At 62.4% G+C, this 14,403-nt stretch carries 16 protein-coding genes; 9 read left to right on the forward strand and 7 right to left on the reverse strand.

Features of this window, described 5'->3' with window-relative positions:
- Nucleotides 1-23: 23 nt before the first annotated feature.
- On the reverse strand, nucleotides 24-317 hold the full coding sequence (locus tag J3P90_RS03220; protein ID WP_420766285.1) for a hypothetical protein: 294 nt from the start codon (nucleotides 315-317) through the stop codon (nucleotides 24-26).
- 164 nt (nucleotides 318-481) lie between these two features.
- Between J3P90_RS03220 and J3P90_RS03225 the strand changes: the two genes are divergently transcribed.
- Genes J3P90_RS03225 through J3P90_RS03240 form a run of 4 tightly spaced genes read left to right on the forward strand, consistent with a single transcriptional unit; the run spans nucleotide 482 to nucleotide 2,747 of the window.
- Nucleotides 482-787 (forward strand): MazG-like family protein, encoded by a 306-nt coding sequence (locus tag J3P90_RS03225; protein ID WP_434607959.1) that lies wholly within the window; start codon nucleotides 482-484, stop codon nucleotides 785-787.
- Nucleotides 784-1,533, forward strand: a complete 750-nt coding sequence (locus tag J3P90_RS03230; RefSeq protein WP_434607957.1) for a methyltransferase — start codon at nucleotides 784-786, stop codon at nucleotides 1,531-1,533. The genes J3P90_RS03225 and J3P90_RS03230 overlap by 4 nt, the downstream gene beginning before the upstream one ends.
- Before the next feature lie 25 nt (nucleotides 1,534-1,558).
- Nucleotides 1,559-2,167: a DUF4136 domain-containing protein gene (locus tag J3P90_RS03235; RefSeq protein WP_434675820.1), complete on the forward strand. Its 609-nt coding sequence runs from the start codon at nucleotides 1,559-1,561 to the stop codon at nucleotides 2,165-2,167.
- Between the two features lie 22 nt (nucleotides 2,168-2,189).
- Entirely contained in the window at nucleotides 2,190-2,747 is a 558-nt protein-coding gene (locus J3P90_RS03240; RefSeq protein ID WP_420766289.1) for a DUF4136 domain-containing protein, read from the forward strand.
- A gap of 32 nt (nucleotides 2,748-2,779) precedes the next feature.
- Here the strand turns inward: J3P90_RS03240 and J3P90_RS03245 are convergent, their stop codons facing one another.
- Nucleotides 2,780-3,634, reverse strand: a complete 855-nt coding sequence (locus tag J3P90_RS03245; protein ID WP_434675821.1) for a MaoC family dehydratase — start codon at nucleotides 3,632-3,634, stop codon at nucleotides 2,780-2,782.
- 2 nt (nucleotides 3,635-3,636) lie between these two features.
- Entirely contained in the window at nucleotides 3,637-4,989 is a 1,353-nt protein-coding gene (locus tag J3P90_RS03250) for a 3-oxoacyl-ACP reductase (RefSeq protein WP_434607949.1), read from the reverse strand.
- Nucleotides 4,990-5,133: 144 nt separating this feature from the next.
- On the opposite strand from J3P90_RS03250, the gene J3P90_RS03255 reads away from it, so the two are divergent.
- Nucleotides 5,134-6,411: an acetyl-CoA C-acetyltransferase gene (locus J3P90_RS03255; RefSeq protein ID WP_420766292.1), complete on the forward strand. Its 1,278-nt coding sequence runs from the start codon at nucleotides 5,134-5,136 to the stop codon at nucleotides 6,409-6,411.
- Here the strand turns inward: J3P90_RS03255 and J3P90_RS03260 are convergent.
- Nucleotides 6,398-7,426 (reverse strand): bile acid:sodium symporter family protein, encoded by a 1,029-nt coding sequence (locus tag J3P90_RS03260; RefSeq protein WP_434675822.1) that lies wholly within the window; start codon nucleotides 7,424-7,426, stop codon nucleotides 6,398-6,400. The two genes, J3P90_RS03255 and J3P90_RS03260, sit on opposite strands and share 14 nt — an antisense overlap.
- Before the next feature lie 79 nt (nucleotides 7,427-7,505).
- Between J3P90_RS03260 and J3P90_RS03265 the strand changes: the two genes are divergently transcribed.
- Together J3P90_RS03265 and J3P90_RS03270 are read left to right on the forward strand one after the other, a co-directional pair.
- Nucleotides 7,506-8,297 carry an AraC family transcriptional regulator gene (locus J3P90_RS03265; protein ID WP_434607943.1) on the forward strand — a complete coding sequence of 264 codons (792 nt, stop codon included), beginning with the start codon at nucleotides 7,506-7,508 and terminating at the stop codon, nucleotides 8,295-8,297.
- Between the two features lie 209 nt (nucleotides 8,298-8,506).
- Complete coding sequence (locus tag J3P90_RS03270; protein WP_039593547.1) at nucleotides 8,507-9,400, forward strand: PA4780 family RIO1-like protein kinase; 894 nt, start codon at nucleotides 8,507-8,509, stop codon at nucleotides 9,398-9,400.
- A gap of 59 nt (nucleotides 9,401-9,459) precedes the next feature.
- Here J3P90_RS03270 and cueR read toward each other — a convergent pair whose 3' ends face one another.
- The 3 genes from cueR to J3P90_RS03285 all read right to left on the reverse strand — a co-directional run bounded on the left by cueR (nucleotide 9,460) and on the right by J3P90_RS03285 (nucleotide 12,762).
- Complete coding sequence (gene cueR, locus J3P90_RS03275) at nucleotides 9,460-9,861, reverse strand: Cu(I)-responsive transcriptional regulator (protein WP_434649053.1); 402 nt, start codon at nucleotides 9,859-9,861, stop codon at nucleotides 9,460-9,462.
- On the reverse strand, nucleotides 9,858-12,251 hold the full coding sequence (locus J3P90_RS03280; protein ID WP_434675823.1) for a heavy metal translocating P-type ATPase: 2,394 nt from the start codon (nucleotides 12,249-12,251) through the stop codon (nucleotides 9,858-9,860). Before J3P90_RS03280 ends, cueR begins: the two co-directional genes overlap by 4 nt.
- Nucleotides 12,252-12,378: 127 nt before the next feature.
- Nucleotides 12,379-12,762, reverse strand: a complete 384-nt coding sequence (locus J3P90_RS03285) for a hypothetical protein (RefSeq protein WP_434675824.1) — start codon at nucleotides 12,760-12,762, stop codon at nucleotides 12,379-12,381.
- A 147-nt stretch (nucleotides 12,763-12,909) separates the two neighbouring features.
- Between J3P90_RS03285 and J3P90_RS03290 the strand changes: the two genes are divergently transcribed.
- Nucleotides 12,910-13,107: a heavy-metal-associated domain-containing protein gene (locus tag J3P90_RS03290; protein ID WP_420766298.1), complete on the forward strand. Its 198-nt coding sequence runs from the start codon at nucleotides 12,910-12,912 to the stop codon at nucleotides 13,105-13,107.
- A 93-nt stretch (nucleotides 13,108-13,200) separates the two neighbouring features.
- Nucleotides 13,201-14,403 carry a multidrug effflux MFS transporter gene (locus tag J3P90_RS03295; RefSeq protein WP_434675825.1) on the forward strand — a complete coding sequence of 401 codons (1,203 nt, stop codon included), beginning with the start codon at nucleotides 13,201-13,203 and terminating at the stop codon, nucleotides 14,401-14,403.

Genomic DNA, 14,403 nt, shown 5'->3' on the forward strand with positions numbered 1-14,403 from the left:
TCCTGATGTCGCCCTGTTTGTCTTCAGTGGATGATCCAGCTCAGCAACCACAACCCCAATACCAGCCAGATAATACCCATGACAATCGAGGCCCGCATAAAGGCGCGGATCGCCGAATACAGCAGCATCAGCCCGAGGATCAGTGCGACGATGCTGATGATCGAGGTGTCCATGCCAAGCGTGCGGGACAGGCCATCGACAAAATTGCCACCGGCATTGGCCAAGGTGTTGAACAGCCCGCTGAGCAGGTCGACGATGAAACGGATCACCGAACCGAGCGCCTGGCCGAGCCATTCGAAGAAACTTTCTACCTGCATGTTTGCATCCTGATGGAGAGGAATCGGAATCGAGCCGTCGGCTCCTGACTGTAGGAGTTGTGGCGGCTGCGATCGTTCGATTATGGAGCAATTCACCGCTTCGTACCGAGACGCTTGCCTTCCCTCGTCATCGCCCCGAAGCTATGCGCATTCAGGAGAACCCGATGAACCTTGTTGAACTGACCGAACGCCTGCATGCCATTCGTGACCGTAACGATTGGCGGCAATTCCACAGCCCGAAGAACCTCGCCATGGCCGCCAGCGTCGAGATGGCCGAGCTGGTCGAGATTTTCCAATGGCTGACCGAGGACCAGTCGCGCCAGCTGCCCGCGGAAAAACTGGCCCACGCCGGGCAGGAAGTCGGTGACATTGTGTTGTACCTGTTGCTGCTGTGCAGCGAGTTGGGCTTGGATATGGACGCCGTGGTGCGCGGCAAATTGGCCGACAGCGAGCGGCGGTTCGCCCCATGAGTGACCGTCATTTCGACCAGCTCGCCACGCGTTTCGCGGAAAAAATCTACGGCGGGGCCAAGGGGGCGATCCGCCTGGCGGTGCTCCAGGCCGATTTGCTTGAAGCCTTGCCTGACCGCCCGTTGCGTATTCTGGATGTTGGCGCGGGCCTGGGGCACATGTCACTGTGGCTGGCCGAGCGTGGTCACCAGGTGACCTTGGCTGAACCGGCCGAGCCCATGCTTGAGGGTGCCCGTCAGCGGTTTGCCGAGGCCGGCCAGGACGCAACGTTCATTCAGGCGCCGTGGCAGGACCTGCTCGGCCAGCTCACCGAACCGTACGATCTGGTGCTGTGTCACGCGGTGCTGGAGTGGCTGGCCGAGCCCCACGCGATCCTGCCGGTTCTGCATCAACTGACGGCGTCTGGCGGCTGGTTGTCGTTGGCGTTCTACAACCGCGACGCGCTGGTTTATCGAAACTTGCTCAAAGGGCATTTCCGCAAGTTGCGCAAAAACGACCTGGCCGGTGAAAAACAGAGCCTGACCCCGCAACAACCCCTTGATCCTCGCCAATTGGCGGCGCAACTTGAAGACCTGTGGCAGGTCGAAATTCAAAGTGGCGTGCGGGTTTTTCATGACTACATGCCGGTGCAATTCCAGGGCCGCGTAGAGCTCGCGCAATTGCTGGAAATGGAACTGGCCCACCGGCGCCACCCAGCGTTTGCCGGGTTGGGACGCTACCTGCATTGGGTCTGTCGTCCCCTCTGATCCGAAAGAACAGTCGGAGAGCGAAATGAAAGGTCGTTCAGGATTATTGGTGTTATGCCTCGGGCTGGCAGCCTGCCAGAGCGACAATCCGTATGTCGCGGCTTCCAATCCGTTGCCGCCGGCGCCGCCCGAGGCCGCCAAAGTGTTCGATCGCACCGCCTATCCGGCGCCGCCCCGTGACTATGGCCGCTATCGCAGTTGGGCCTGGCTCAACGGTCGGTTGCCGCCGGGTACTGCCTGGGCGGATTCGGCCCAGGTGGCCGAAGCGGTAAGCGCAGCGTTGGACCAACGCGGGCTGCGTCCGCTGCATGACAATCGCCCGGCGGACCTCTTCGTCAGTGCCGACCTGCGCCTGGAAACCCGGCTGCGGCAGGTCCGGGACGACTATGACGCGGGCTATTACGGCGGCTACAACCGCTACGGGCCGGGTTATGGCATGTACAACACCATTCCCGTGGTGCGCACCTATCAGGAGCAGGTCGTGGTGGTTCGGGTCGATCTGTTCGACGCCCGCAATGGCCAGCCCGTGTGGAGCGCCAGCGCCGAGACCAGCCAGCGCGGCAATCAGAGCGAGCGCACCGATGCCATTCGTGACGCGGTGGAAAAGGCCATGTCGGCCTATCCTCCCAGTTGATTCAAACAACGGAGAAAAAACCATGTTTCGCCGTCTTGTCCCGCTTGCCCTTGCCCTGTTGCTCAGCGCCTGCGCTTCCAACCAGGTCAATCATGATTTCGACACCAGCCGCGACTTCGCGGCCTACCGCAGCTGGAGCTGGAAGGAGCCGGCGTTGCAATATCGCCCGGACGATCCGCGCATCAAGAGCGACCTGACCGAACAGCGCATCCGCCAGGCGGTCGCCGATCAACTCGACCAGCGTGGCCTGCGTCCGGCTTCGGGCGGCGCGCGGGGCGATGTGCAGGTCCAGGCCTACCTGATCGTCGAGGATCGCCAGCAACAGGTGACGACCAACTATGGCGGCGGTTGGGGCGGCCCATGGAATGGTTATTGGGGCGGGCCGATGTACAACGAAACCCGTAACCTCAGCTACAAGGTCGCCACCGTGCAGATCGACCTGCTCGACGGCAAGGATGGCAAGCTCGTCTGGCGTGGCAGCGACGAGCAATTGCTCAGTGATTCACCCAACCCGATGGATCGCAGCGCGAAGGTGCGCGAGACGGTGGGGCGGATCCTGTCCAACTACCCACCGCGTTGATTGGTTGACCCATAGGCTGGGTGGAAATACTTTCAAGCAACCGGCTGCCAACTTCCCAGCATATGCTCCAGCTCACCAGCCCCCACCAATCGCAATTGCCCGCTGGAACCGGCCGCGCTCGCCAACAATGTCACCTCGCTGGGCAGGCGCACCGGCTTCTTGAACGTTACGTCGATTTCGATATTGGCTTCGGGCAAATGATCATCGAGCGCCGCCAACGTCCTTGCCTTGTTCCACAGACCATGGGCGATGGCAGTGGGGAAGCCGAACAACCGGGCGCTGGCGCCGCTCAGGTGGATCGGGTTGTAGTCGCCTGACACCTTGGCGTATTGCCGGCCAATATCCGCGGGTGCGGTCCAGCGTGTCACTTGCGTCAACTCGAGGCTGTCCTCGGATGAGTCCTCGGCCAATGCGCCGTCAAGCTGGACGCCTTTGCAGAGCATCTGGCTTTGGGCCTGCCACAAGGGGCCCAACTGATCTTCGATACGGGTCACCAGATCGAATACCGCCCCCTTGGCATGAGGCTGCAGGTTCTCGACGTTGACGCTCGCCCGCACCTGGCTGACACCGCCCATGGGCCGCAGCACGCGGATGCGGTTGTTCAGGTGGATCAAGCCCAGCAATGGGAACGGGAAATCCCGGGCGGTCAGCAATTGCATCTGTAAGGCGAACGCCAGCACGTGTGGATAGGTCGGCGGCAATAGTCCGCTTTCGCTGAAACCACACACTTTGCGATAGGCCGCCAGGTTCTTTTGGTCGACCTGGATCACTTGGCGCAGCCCGACGTCAGGCAGGACCGTGCCGGTGATCTTGCGGCGAGTCGCGGCCTTGGCGTACAGCCCTGACATCGAAGGGGCGGTGTTTATTTCCTGCCATTGGATCGTCATGGTCACGCCCCCAACAAGCTTTGCCCGCACACGCGCAGCGCCTGCCCGGTTACGGCGCCGGTGCCTGGTTGTGCCAGCCAGGCCACGGCTTCGGCGACGTCCTGGGGCAAGCCGCCCTGGCCCAGCGAACTCATGCGGCGCCCGGCTTCACGCAGGGCGAAGGGAATGTCGGCGGTCATGCGTGTCTCGATAAAGCCCGGTGCCACCGCGTTGATGCTGATTCCCCGCGCCTCCAGGCCAGGCGCCCAGGCTTGGGCGAGGCCGATCAGCCCGGCCTTGCTCGCGGCATAGTTGGTCTGGCCGCGATTGCCGGCGATGCCGCTGATGGAGGCAAGCAACACGATCCGGCCATTGTCCCGCAGGGTGCCGCTGTCGAGCAGGGCCTTGGTCAGCACCTGCGGCGCGTTGAGGTTGACCGCCAGCACCGCGTCCCAGAACTCGGGCGTCATGTTGGCGAGGGTCTTGTCCCGGGTGATGCCGGCGTTGTGCACCACGATGTCGACGCCGTCGGGCAGGTGTTCGATCAGCTGCGCGGCGGCATCTTCGGCGCAGATGTCCAGCGTCACGCTGCGCCCACTCAGGCGCGCGGCCAAGGCGTCCAGGTCGGCCTTGGCTTGCGGGACATCGAGCAGGATCACATCGGCGCCGTCACGGGCCAGGGTTTCGGCGATGGACGCGCCGATGCCACGGGCGGCGCCGGTTACCAGCGCCTTGAGCCCGGTGAGCGGTCGCGTCCAATCCTGGACCTGGGTCTGGCAGGCCTTGAGGCGGATAACCTGCCCGGAAACGTAGGCACTCTTGGGCGACAGGAAAAACCGCAGGGCCCCCTCCAGCTGCGCTTCGGCGCCGTCACCGACATAAAGCAACTGCAGCGTCCCGCCATGGCGCAATTCCTTGGCCAGGGAGCGGCTGAAGCCTTCCAGCGCCCGTTGCGCACTGGCGGCAAACGGGTCATCGAGGCTTTCCGGGGCGCGACCGAGGATGACGACATGGGCGCTGTGGTCGAGGTTTTTCATGAGGGGCTGGAAGAATTCGCGCAACTGCTTGAGCTGCTCGACCTGCACCAGATGGCTGGCGTCGTACACCACCGCCTTGATTTTCGGGCCGTGGCCGGGGATCCATTCGGTCGCCAGCGTCGGTTCGCCACCGTAGATGAAAATCGCGTCGGTCAAGCGCTTGGCGAACGTGGCGACCTGTTCGGTCAGGGGGCCACCGCCCAACAGCAAGGCGCCCTCGATAGGCCGCAGCCGCCCGGCCTGCCAGCGTTCCAGGCGCACCGGGGAGGGCAAGCCCAGAGCGCCAACCAGACGCAGGCCAATGGGCGAGTTGGCGAAGTCTATGTAACGGTCTGACATGGAACACACTCCGGCTGATGAGGTTCCAAGTGTGGACCATGTTTGGCAATTGGTCGTTCGATCGCCCGGATAAAGCCTAAGCTTGTGGCTGGGCACGTTACCGCAGGCCAATTTCACACATTCGCGCATACAGGGGAGTTCTTCATGGCACAGCTACGCCGCGTCGCGATCATCGGTGGTAACCGCATTCCGTTCGCCCGCTCCAACGGGCCCTATGCCACCGCCAGCAACCAGGCGATGCTGACGGCTGCGCTCGAAGGTTTGATCGAGCGCTACAACCTGCACGGTGCTCACATCGGGGAAATGGCCGCGGGGGCGGTGCTCAAGTTTTCCCGGGACATGAACCTGACTCGCGAATGCGTGCTCGGCTCACGGCTGGCACCCAGCACCCCGGCCTATGACGTGCAACAGGCGTGCGGCACGGGGCTTGAGACCGTGCTGCTGGTGGCGAACAAAATCGCCCTGGGCCAGATCGACAGCGCCATCGCCGGCGGCGTGGACACTACCTCCGACGCGCCCATCGGCGTCAATGAGGGGCTGCGCAGGATCCTGCTGCAAGCCAATCGCTCCAAGACCACCGCCGATAAGATCAAGGCTTTTCTGCAACTGCGTCCCCAACACTTGGTTCCCGACCTGCCGCGCATCAACGAACCGCGCACGGGCCTGAGCATGGGCGAGCATTGCGAGTTGATGGCGCAGACCTGGCAGATTCCCCGAGACGAGCAGGACCGTCTGGCCCTGGAAAGTCATCAGAAAATGGCCGCTTCCTATGCCGAAGGCTGGCATAACGATTTGATGACGCCGTTCCTGGGCCTGACCCGCGACAACAACCTGCGCCCGGACCTGACCCTGGACAAGCTCGCGTCCCTCAAGCCGGCCTTTGAAAAAAGCGCCAAGGGCACGCTGACCGCAGGCAATTCCACGCCGCTGACCGATGGTGCCTCCCTGGTATTGTTGGGCAGCGAAGAGTGGGCGAACGCCCGCGGACTGCCAATCCTGGCCTACCTGCGTGACGGTGAAACGGCAGCGGTGGATTTCGTCAACGGCGCTGAAGGCCTGCTGATGGCGCCGGTCTATGCGGTGCCGCGCTTGTTGGCACGCAACGGCCTGACGTTGCAGGATTTCGACTACTACGAAATCCACGAGGCGTTCGCGGCCCAGGTCTTGTGTACATTGAAGGCCTGGGAGGACCCGGATTACTGCAGATCCCGGCTGGGCCTCGACACGCCGCTGGGCGCCCTCGACCGCAGCCGATTGAATGTGAAAGGCAGCTCATTGGCCGCCGGGCATCCATTCGCCGCGACGGGCGGCCGTATCGTCGCCAACCTGGCCAAACTGCTGGACGCGGCCGGGAAGGGCCGGGGCCTGATTTCCATCTGCGCGGCGGCCGGCCAAGGTGTGACGGCGATCATCGAGCGCTGACCATCGCCTCGCGCGTGGGCGCAGCCTGGGCTCGCTGGCGGCTGGCGTAGCGTTCGGCGAGGATCGAACAGACGATCAGTTGCATGGGGTGATAGATCATGATCGGCAGCAGGATCAGCCCCAGGCCGGGATCGGTGCCGAAGATCAACGCCGCCATCGGCACCCCGGCGGCCAGGGATTTTTTGCTCGCGCAGAACACTGCAGCGATTTCATCGGCGTTGCTGAACCGCAGAGCGCGGGCGGTGCGGGTGGTCATCCACAGGATAATGGCCAGCAGTACGGCGCTGCCGAGCACCGCGCTAACCAGCGCGCCATTGCCTTGTTGTCGCCAGATCCCGGAAACCATCGAATTGCAGAACGCGGCGTACACCAGCAGCAGGATGACCAATTTGTCGATGATGCTGGTATAGCGCTTGTATCGGGCGAAGAAACCGGCCAGCCAGCGCCGCAGGAATTGCCCAAGCACCAATGGCAGCAGCAACATCAGGCACAGATCGAGAAGGGTCGAGCCCAGGTCGATGCCACCGGCACCGCTGCCGACCACCAGGCTGACCAGCAGTGGCGTCAGGAAAATCCCGAGCACGCTGGACAGGCTGGCGTTGAGAATCGCCGCCGGCACGTTGCCGCCCGCGCTGCCTGTGAGGGCCACCGACGAGGAGATGGTCGAGGGCAGGGCGCACAGGTAAAAGAACCCCAGCATCAATAGCGACGGCACATGGCTGCCCAATGACCAATCACCGATCAGCCAGATCAAGGGAAACACGACGAAGGTAAAACCCTGCACCATCAAATGCAGCCGGACGTTCTTCAAGCCGTGGCGGACCTGCTCCCCGGACAAGTTGATCCCATGGAGGAAAAACACCACGAAGATGCCGATGTTGACCACCCACTCCGCATGCATCGCGCCGCCCGTGGCGCCGAATCCGGGAAAGAAATACGCCAACAACGTGGCAAACAACATGCCGCACAGGAACCAGTCGGTCACCAGGCGTTTGAGGTGTCTGAGGATGTGCATAGGGCACCGCAAGTTGTATGAGAAGTCGACTTAGCCTAACGTCGGCCTGAACAGTCGTCTTGCGATATAAGGCCAATCAATGCCGACTAACGGACAGCAGCAGCTTGAACGGCGCATTCCCGACCTGACGGAACTGCCTCGGCCACTTTATGCTCGGGTCGAAAGCCTGGATGCGGGTTCATGGACCCAGGTGCATCGACACGATTGGGTGCAGTTTTCCTATGCCATCAGCGGTGTGCTCGGCGTTCATACCGCCGAGGGCAGTTTCTTCGCGCCGCCGCAACGGGGCATCTGGATCCCGGCCGACCTCGAACATCACGTCGTGACATCCACCCGTGCGGAAATGCGCAGCCTTTATGTGCATCGCCAGGCTTGCCCGTGGGGCGATGGGCGTTGCCGGGTGCTGGAGGTCACGCCCTTGGCGCGAGAGCTGATCAAGGTCTTCTGCCAATTTCCCGCCGCCTACCCGCAAGGCGATACCCAGGAGGCGCGGCTGGTGCAAGTGCTGCTGGACCAGTTGGCGGCATTGCCGGAAGTGGGTTTTTCCCTGCCGCTGCCACGGCATGCCCGCCTGCTGGAGCTGTGCAACGAGTTGATCGAACAGCCCGAATCCTGCGTCACCCTGCAAGCCTGGGCCGAGCGACTGGGCACATCGGAAAAGACCCTGACCCGTTTGTTTCTACGTGAAACCGGCCTCAACTTTCGCGCGTGGCGCCAACGCATGCGGCTGTTGTCCTCCTTGGGATCGCTGGAGAAAGGCGACAGTGTGACCAGCGCGGCGCTGTCTTGCGGGTATGAGTCGACGTCCGCTTTCATCGCGGCATTCAAGGGATTGTTCGGTTTCACCCCGGGCGAACTGTTCACGCATTGAGCCCTTGTCAGTTCTTGTCGCAAATACTTGCTTATCCAATGACCTGCGACGGGCCGGGTCTCGGCTATGATCTTGCGCGGTTGATCTGATCCGGCACAGTGTGTGCATTCAGGGTTCATAGGTCGGAACCCCTCCCCGTGAAGGGAGGATTGCCGTATAACGACCTGTCATTCGCGTGTTTGGTAATAAAGGACCCAGAATAAAAGCTGATGAAGACTCCAAAACGCATTGAACCCCTGATCGAGGACGGTCTGGTCGACGAGGTGCTGCGCCCACTCATGAGTGGCAAAGAAGCAGCTGTTTACGTGGTGCGCTGCGGCAATGAGCTGCGTTGCGCCAAGGTCTACAAGGAGGCGAACAAGCGAAGTTTTCGCCAGGCGGCCGAATACCAGGAAGGTCGCAAGGTCCGTAACAGTCGTCAGGCCCGCGCCATGGCAAAAGGTTCGAAGTTCGGGCGCAAGGAAACTGAAGACGCTTGGCAGAACGCCGAAGTGGCTGCGTTGTTCCGGTTGGCCAACGCCGGTGTGCGAGTGCCCAAGCCGTACGACTTCCTTGAAGGCGTGCTGCTGATGGAACTGGTGGCCGACGAGTATGGCGATGCCGCGCCACGCCTGAACGATGTCGTGCTGGAGCCGGACCAGGCACGCGAATATCACGCCTATCTGATTTCTCAGATCGTACTGATGCTGTGTACCGGCCTGGTGCACGGCGACCTGTCGGAGTTCAACGTGCTGCTCACGCCGACAGGCCCGGTCATCATCGATCTGCCGCAAGCGGTGGACGCCGCTGGCAACAACCACGCCTTCAGCATGTTGGAGCGGGATGTCGGCAACATGGCGTCTTACTTCGGCCGTTTCGCTCCGGAGCTGAAACGCACCCGGTACGCCAAGGAAATGTGGGCGCTTTATGAAGCCGGCACGTTGCACCCGGGCAGTGTGTTGACCGGTGAGTTCGACGAGCCCGAAGAGCTGGCGGATGTTGGCGGGATCATGCGCGAGATCGAGGCCGCGCGCCTGGACGAAGAACGACGCCAGGCTGTGCGCGCCGCCGACGATGCGCCGCCAGGCAAGACCGAGGAGCCGCCTCCGCCTTGGATGCAGTGATCGGTTGTCCCAGAAACCCGGCCCAGGCCGGGTTTTTTATTTGTGTTCGGTATAGGGCATCACTTCTTGCAACACCCCGATTCCAGCTCCTTGAGGATCGGGCAGTCGGGCCGGTGATCGCCCTGGCAGTGCTCCACCAAGTCCTGGAGGGTATCGCGCAGCTCCGCGAGTTCACGGATTTTCTGGTTCAGTTCATCGATGTGTTGCTTGGCCAGGGTCTTCACGTCGGCACTGGCACGTTGGCGGTCCTGCCAAAGCGTCAACAGTTTGCCGACTTCCTCCAGGGAAAACCCCAGGTCTCGGGAGCGCTTGATGAACGCCAGCGTGTGCAAATCATCGGTGCCGTAGATCCGGTAGCCGCTGTCCGTGCGATGGGCCGCCTTGAGCAAGCCGATGGACTCGTAATACCGGATCATCTTCGCGCTAAGGCCACTCTGGCGGGCCGCTTGGCCGATGTTCATCGCTTGTCCTCCAGATCTGCGGGTGTCCAGAACTTCAACAGTAATGCATTGCTGACCACGCTGACGCTCGACAGCGCCATGGCCGCGCCGGCCAGCACCGGGTTGAGCAAGCCGAACGCGGCCAGGGGAATCCCGACCAGGTTATAGACGAAGGCCCAGAACAGGTTCTGGCGGATCTTTGCGTAGGTCTTGCGGCTGATATCCAGCGCCGCCGGCACCAGGCGAGGGTCGCCGCGCATCAGCGTGATGCCGGCGGCGTGCATCGCCACGTCGGTGCCGCCGCCCATGGCGATGCCAATGTCGGCTGCGGCCAGGGCCGGGGCGTCATTGATGCCGTCGCCAACCATCGCCACCACCGAATGGCCCCTCAGTCGCTCGACGATGGCGGATTTGTCGGCCGGCAATACTTCGGCGTGGACGTTGTTGATTCCCAGCGCCTGGGCCACAACCCGAGCGCTGCCTCGGTTATCGCCGGTGAGCAGATGGATGGTGATATGACGCTGGTTCAAGGCCTCCACCGCCGCCAAGGCGCCCGGCTTGAGTGTGTCGCCGAAGGCAAACAGGCCGAGGACGCGAGGTGTCGAGCCTTGATCGATCAGCCAGGACAACGTCCGACCTTCGGTTTCCCAGGCCTGCGCCGCCTCGGCCAGCGACTCGGGGTCTGGCCCGAGCTCTTCCAGCAAGCGCCGATTGCCCAGCGCCAGGCGGTGCCCGTCGAGGCTGCCGGCAATGCCGCGCCCGGTAAGCGACTGGCTATCGCTGATGTCCGGTACGTTCAAGCCGCGCTCGGCGCAGGCGTCCAGCACTGCTTTGGCCAGCGGATGCTCGCTGCCCCGTTGCAGGGCGCCGGCCATTCTCAGCAGCGCATTTTCTTCACCTTCGAGCGCCGCCAAGTGAGCAATGCGCGGCGCGCCGGATGTCAAGGTTCCGGTTTTGTCGAACACCACTGTGTCCACGTCATGGGCGCGCTCCAGCGCCTCGGCGTCCTTGATCAAGATGCCGTGGCGCGCGGCGACGCCGGTGCCGGCCATGATCGCTGTCGGCGTCGCCAGGCCCAGGGCACAGGGGCAGGCGATCACCAGCACGGCGACGGCGTTGATCAGTGCTGTCTCCAGCGGCGCTCCGTAGAGCCACCAGCCCGCCAATGTCGCAAGGGCCAAAAGCAACACAACCGGCACGAATACCTGGCTGACTCTGTCCACCAGCTTCTGGATGGGGGCCTTGGCCGCCTGGGCGTCTTCCACCAGGCGAATGATGCGCGCCAGGACCGTCTCTGCGCCAAGGGCCTGGGTGCGCACCAGCAAACGACCTTCGCCATTGATCGCGCCACCGGTGACCTTGTCACCGGGTTGCTTGGGCACGGGCAGGCTTTCGCCACTGATCAGTGCCTCGTCGGCATGGCTCTGGCCTTCGATCACTTCGCCGTCCACCGGGAATCGCTCGCCAGGCTTGACCAACACCCAGTCATTCAAGCGCAGCGCGTTGATGGCAACGTCCCGTTCCTCGCCGTCGATCACCTGGACAGCCCGCTCCGGTCGCAGGGCTTCGAGGGCGCGGATGGCGCTGGCGGTTTGTCGTTTGGCACGGCTTTCCAAATATTTGCCGAGCAATACCAGGGCAATCACCACGGCCGAGGCCTCGAAGTACAAGTGCGGCATGCTCCCGGGCTGGGCAATCGCCCATTCGTAGAGGCTCAGGCCATAACCGGCGCTGGTGCCCAGGGCGACCAATAGGTCCATATTCCCGGCCCCGGCGCGGACAGCTTTAAAAGCCGCGACGTAGAAACGTGCACCGAAGATGAATTGGACGGGCGTCGCCAACGCGAACTGCAGCCAGGCTGGCAGCATCCAGCTCACGCCGAAGGGCTGCAACATCATCGGCAATACCAAGGGCAGGGACAGCAAAATTGCCAGTATCAGTGCCAGCCGCTCGCGGTTCAGTCGATCGCCCTGGTTTTTTCGCGGTTGTTCCACCTCCCAGACACTGGCGTCATAGCCGGCGCGCTTGACCGCTTCGAGGAGCGTTTGCGGGTCGATCTGGCCCAGCAATTCGAGGTGAGCCCGCTCATTGGCCAAGTTCACGCTGGCGCGATGCACGCCGGCGACTTTGCTCAATGCTCGCTCGACCCGTGCAACGCAAGAGGCGCAGGTCATGCCTTCGATGCTCAATTCCAGGGTCTGCACGGGAACGCCGTAACCTGCTTGTTCGACTGCCTCCATCAAGGCGGGCAGGCTTCCTTCTGGCGCCTGGACCCGCGCCTGTTCCGTCGCCAGGTTGACGCTGACGGCACTGGCGCCGGTCACCTTGCGCAACGCTCGCTCGACTCGCCCGGCGCAGCTGGCGCAGGTCATGCCGCAGATCGGCAGATCAAAAATAGTGGGTTCAGGCATGGGGCAGGCTCCCTGTAGTGGACGACCACAGGATCAACCTTGCCATGTTGGCAAGGTCAAGCGCCAATGCAAAAGCTTGCACGTTGCACCGTGGGAGCAAGTTCGCTCCCCCATGTTAGGGGCAACGTCAGTATCCGAGGTCAGCCTGCTTGAGGTACATGCCTTCCCCATTCGCTGCGATTCGGTATTTCAGAATGTCGCCGGCCTTGAGCGTGATGTCCTGCGATCCCGGAGCGAGCATGCCCGGGGCGCAACCCGCGGCCTGGCCAGGCAGTAGTTTCAGGCGCAAGGAAAACCGACCGGGCGGCAGATTGAAGGAGGTGCTTTGCTCTTGGAATAGCCTGGCCGAGAGCTGATCCTCGATGTAGATGCCGATTTCGCAACTGGTCGGCACTTCCAGGCGCTCACGAGAAATGATCAGCACACCATAGTCTTCGCCAACAGCCGATGCCTGGGGGGGCACTGCTGAAAGACCGAGCATGCAAAACAGGCTGAACGCTGACCAGCGCATGGCTGAACCTCCGGTATGAAATCCTGATAGGTGCAGCTTGGCCGAGCAGGACGCCGATTGCCAGCCCGGCAGTTTTTGCCAAAACTTGACCTTGCCATGATGGCAAGCTTGAAACTGTGGTCAATTCCAATCCCAAGGAGTCATTTCATGCAAATCTTCAATGTTCGAGGAATGTCTTGCGGTCATTGCGTAAAGGCCGTTACCCAGGCTGTGCAGGCTCAGGATCCAACCGCGCAGGTGCAAGTGGATCTGGGGGCTGGGACCGTCCAGGTCCAAAGCACGTTGCCGCAGAAGACGGTGATCGATGCGATAAGGGAGGAGGGCTACGAAGCCAGTCCCGCCTGAGATTCTTAATCGTTAGCGACCTATCGGAATGTTCAAGAGCGCTCAGCCCGGCTAAACTGTCGGGCTGCCGACTGACGCTGATCTGGACGCCTGATGAACCTCCGTACCATTCTGATTCTTGGCGCCTTGAGCGCTTTCGGTCCCTTGGCGATCGATTTTTATCTGCCGGCGTTCCCGGCGATGGCAATCGCTTTTGGCACCGATGAAAAACATATCCAACTGACCCTGGCGGCTTATTTCCTCGGGCTGTCCCTCGGCCAACTGGCCTACGGGCCGGTGGCGGATCGCTTCGGACGGCGTATCCCGCTGCTGGCGGGGGTCGGCTTGTTCACCGTGGCATCCCTGGCCTGCGCCTACGCGCCAAGCCTCGAATGGCTGATCGGCGCCCGCTTCGTGCAGGCTTTGGGCGGATGCGCGGGAATGGTGATTTCCCGGGCGGTGGTCAGCGACAAATGCGACGCAGTGGGCTCGGCCAAGGTGTTTTCGCAGTTGATGCTGGTAATGGGCCTGGCGCCGATCCTCGCGCCGATGCTCGGCGGCCTGCTGGTGAACGTTTACGGTTGGCAATCCATTTTCATTGGGTTGACGTTGTTCAGTGCGCTTGCGGTGACGGCGGTTGCCTTGTGGTTGCCGGAAAGCCTGCCTGAGCATGTGCCACGGCAACCGTTGTCCGGGGCATTGCGCCAATACGGTCGCCTTCTCAAGGACTCTGTTTTCCTTGGTCATGCCTTGACAGGCGGCATCGCGATTGCCGGGATGTTTGCCTACATCGCCGGTTCGCCGTTCGTTTTCATCAAGCTCTATGGCGTGCCCGCTGAGCACTTTGGCTGGCTGTTTGGTACCAACGCGGCGGGCTTCATCCTGGTGGCGCAAGTCAATGCCAGGCTGTTGTCCAAACGCGGTCCGGCCTTCCTGCTGGCCCGCGCGGTCTGGGTCTATTGGATTGCCGGGCTGAGTTTGTTGGCCATCAGCGCCTTCCAGCCGGAGCGGTTGTGGCCGTTGTTGATCCCGCTCTTTATCTGCATCGCCAGTCTGGGTTGCATCATCCCCAATGCGTCGGCTTGCGCCATGAACGGGCAGGGTGCCCGGGCGGGGAGCGCCTCGGCCATGTTGGGATGCCTTCAGTTTTCCGTCGCTGCGGGTGCCGCCGCGTTGGTGGCAGCGCTACATGACGGCACGGCGGTGCCGATGGCGATCGTCATCAGCCTTTGCGGATTGTTGGTGGTCGGCGCGGCAATGCTGACCCGTCGTCTGCAAAACGCTTTGGCGCTTGCCCAGGCGAGTCAGCGAAGCTGA

This window comes from Pseudomonas sp. D3-10, assembly GCF_051132175.1.
Lineage (GTDB): Bacteria > Pseudomonadota > Gammaproteobacteria > Pseudomonadales > Pseudomonadaceae > Aquipseudomonas.

What these genes read in the sequence shown, in the direction of transcription:
- J3P90_RS03290 (WP_420766298.1), top strand. Translation starts at nt 12,910, where the DNA reads ATGCAAATCTTCAATGTTCGAGGAATGTCTTGCGGTCATTGCGTAAAG.
- J3P90_RS03280 (WP_434675823.1), bottom strand. Translation starts at nt 12,251, where the DNA reads ATGCCTGAACCCACTATTTTTGATCTGCCGATCTGCGGCATGACCTGC.
- J3P90_RS03260 (WP_434675822.1), bottom strand. Translation starts at nt 7,426, where the DNA reads ATGCACATCCTCAGACACCTCAAACGCCTGGTGACCGACTGGTTCCTG.
- J3P90_RS03285 (WP_434675824.1), bottom strand. Translation starts at nt 12,762, where the DNA reads ATGCGCTGGTCAGCGTTCAGCCTGTTTTGCATGCTCGGTCTTTCAGCA.
- J3P90_RS03235 (WP_434675820.1), top strand. Translation starts at nt 1,559, where the DNA reads ATGAAAGGTCGTTCAGGATTATTGGTGTTATGCCTCGGGCTGGCAGCC.
- J3P90_RS03255 (WP_420766292.1), top strand. Translation starts at nt 5,134, where the DNA reads ATGGCACAGCTACGCCGCGTCGCGATCATCGGTGGTAACCGCATTCCG.
- J3P90_RS03230 (WP_434607957.1), top strand. Translation starts at nt 784, where the DNA reads ATGAGTGACCGTCATTTCGACCAGCTCGCCACGCGTTTCGCGGAAAAA.
- J3P90_RS03240 (WP_420766289.1), top strand. Translation starts at nt 2,190, where the DNA reads ATGTTTCGCCGTCTTGTCCCGCTTGCCCTTGCCCTGTTGCTCAGCGCC.
- cueR (WP_434649053.1), bottom strand. Translation starts at nt 9,861, where the DNA reads ATGAACATCGGCCAAGCGGCCCGCCAGAGTGGCCTTAGCGCGAAGATG.
- J3P90_RS03220 (WP_420766285.1), bottom strand. Translation starts at nt 317, where the DNA reads ATGCAGGTAGAAAGTTTCTTCGAATGGCTCGGCCAGGCGCTCGGTTCG.
- J3P90_RS03265 (WP_434607943.1), top strand. Translation starts at nt 7,506, where the DNA reads ATGCCGACTAACGGACAGCAGCAGCTTGAACGGCGCATTCCCGACCTG.
- J3P90_RS03225 (WP_434607959.1), top strand. Translation starts at nt 482, where the DNA reads ATGAACCTTGTTGAACTGACCGAACGCCTGCATGCCATTCGTGACCGT.
- J3P90_RS03270 (WP_039593547.1), top strand. Translation starts at nt 8,507, where the DNA reads ATGAAGACTCCAAAACGCATTGAACCCCTGATCGAGGACGGTCTGGTC.
- J3P90_RS03245 (WP_434675821.1), bottom strand. Translation starts at nt 3,634, where the DNA reads ATGACGATCCAATGGCAGGAAATAAACACCGCCCCTTCGATGTCAGGG.
- J3P90_RS03295 (WP_434675825.1), top strand. Translation starts at nt 13,201, where the DNA reads ATGAACCTCCGTACCATTCTGATTCTTGGCGCCTTGAGCGCTTTCGGT.
- J3P90_RS03250 (WP_434607949.1), bottom strand. Translation starts at nt 4,989, where the DNA reads ATGTCAGACCGTTACATAGACTTCGCCAACTCGCCCATTGGCCTGCGT.